General features: G+C 68.7%; 1 protein-coding gene. It reads right to left on the reverse strand.

What is annotated here, in order from left to right:
* Positions 1-103: 103 nt before the first annotated feature.
* The gene (locus tag ACFWP7_RS42600) at positions 104-1,381 is read right to left on the reverse strand and encodes an IS701 family transposase (protein WP_384394044.1); all 1,278 of its coding nucleotides are present in this window, start codon (positions 1,379-1,381) and stop codon (positions 104-106) included.
* Between the last annotated feature and the right edge of the window lie 56 nt (positions 1,382-1,437).

Consider the following 1,437-nt stretch of genomic DNA (forward strand, 5'->3'; position numbering starts at 1 on the left):
CTAGTAGGACTCCGTTAGGTTGCTCTGGCTCTTGAGTTTGGGCTGGTGGCGGATGCTCTGGGCAGGGGGCGGTGGCAGGTGGTGCAGGTGCCGGTCCAGCAGTTCAGCAGGTCCTGGATGGTGTCGAGGATCTGGTAGAGGGTGAGTCCGCTGTATCGGCTTTTGGGACCAGGCGCTGTTCGGTGAGGAACGCGTGGGCGGCGGTGACCAGGGTGACGTGGTGGTGCCAGCCGACCCAGGAACGTCCCTCGAAGTGGTCCAGGCCGAGGCCGTGCTTGAGTTCCCGATAGTCGTGCTCGATGCGCCAGCGGATCTTGGCCAGGCGGACCAGTTCGGCCGGCGTGGTGCCGGCGGGCAGGCTGGACAGCCAGTAGTCGGTGGGTGCTTCGGCACCTTCGGGCCATTCGGCCAGCAGCGTGACCTCGGGCAGGACACCGTCCCAGTGGCCGTGTTCGGCGGTGGCGGCGGCCTGGGCCAGGCGGCGGGCCCTGACACCCGCCGGCCGCACCCGCAGTGCCAGAAAGCGCGAGTGCATCGGCCCGCGGGAGCCTTCACGCCAGGTGACCTCGGCGAACGCCTCCCGCCCGTGACCAGCGGCCAGAACGGACACAGCGGACGGCTTGTCCCGGTAGCGGGGCTGCGGCCTGCGGCCGTTCCCGGACCAGGCCGGGGCGGTGGGCTGCGCGTCGTGCGGATGCACGGTCACGTCGGAGCGGACCGCCACGACATATCCGATGCCCCGCTCGCTCAGGCCGTCGCGGAAGTCGGCGTTCTGCCCGTAGCCGGCGTCTGCCACCACCACCGGCGGCACCAGCCCCCACCCGGCCAGCTCGTCGAAGGTGTCCAGGGCCAGGCGCCACTTCTCCCGGTGCCCGACCTCATCGGGCACCTGACAGCGAAGCCGGCGTTCGGCGTCGCTGTCCCACTCCTTGGGCAGGAACAGCCGCCACTGAAGAGGGACGGAGGCGGCATCGGTGACCGCATGCACGCTGACCGCGACCTGGCAGTTCGCCTGCTTGCCCAAGGCCCCACAGTACTGGTGGGCGACGGCGACCGACATCCGGCCGTCCTTGGGAAACGACACGTCGTCGACCGCCCAGGCATCCGGGCCGATCAGCGGCACCATCCGTTCCGCGATCCGCCGCCGCACCGGCACCGGATCCCAGGTCGACTGGTTAACGAACTGCTGCAGGTTCTGCTCGTTGCCGTCCGGCAGCCGCGAGGCCATGGCCTGGATTGACTTGCGGCGGCCGTCCACCATCAGTCCCCGCAGATAGCAGTCGCCCTTGGCCCGCTGATCCTTGCGTGGCACCGAGGAGAACACGTCAGCCACGAATAACGCCAACTTCGCCCGAGCACGGTTCACTTCATGTGCGTCCACACACCCACCATGCCGCTGAACACCACCGACAGAAAGACCTAACGGAGTCCTACTAG

Origin of the sequence: Streptomyces sp. NPDC058470, assembly GCF_042721055.1 — a bacterium.
Classification (GTDB): Bacteria; Actinomycetota; Actinomycetes; order Streptomycetales; family Streptomycetaceae; genus Streptomyces.